We start from the raw sequence: 565 nt of genomic DNA on the forward strand, positions 1-565 counted from the left end.
GATGTCAGCTGTTTGCACCTGTCCATCGGTAATGTTTTCTGTATTGATGGCATTGTCGGCTACTTTAGCATTGGTGATTCCATCGGCAGCTACGATGACATTGGTATCGACTAGTGTTGCTCCGGTACCATCGGTTACTGTAATGGATCCATCCCCAGCGGTGAGGTCTTCACCTGTGATGTTTGTTGCATCAAGAGTTCCCCATTCTACGATAGCCCCTGTTGCATCTGTTTTGAGGACTTGATTGGGAGTTCCTTCTTGTATTTTTGCAGGGGTTACATTATCATCAGCGATGTCAGCTGTTTGTACCTGTCCATCGGTAATGTTTTCTGTATTGATGGCATTGTCAGCTACTTTAGCATTGGTTATGGCATCATCGGCAATATCGGCTGTGGCAACCGTTCCATCGAGTATATTTTCAGTTTGAATGGCATTGTCAGCTACTTTAGCATTGGTGATTCCATCGGCAGCTACGATGACATTGGTATCGACTAGTGTTGCTCCGGTACCATCGGTTACTGTAATGGATCCATCTCCAGCGGTGAGGTCTTCACCTGCGATATTG

The 565-nt window shown here is 46.0% G+C and carries 1 pseudogene; it reads right to left on the reverse strand.

The features are described 5' to 3' along the window. A pseudogene (locus J8M14_RS22950) lies at positions 1-565 on the reverse strand (hypothetical protein); the annotation flags it as partial.

Source organism: Aquimarina sp. MMG016 (assembly GCF_018100805.1).
Lineage (GTDB): Bacteria > Bacteroidota > Bacteroidia > Flavobacteriales > Flavobacteriaceae > Aquimarina.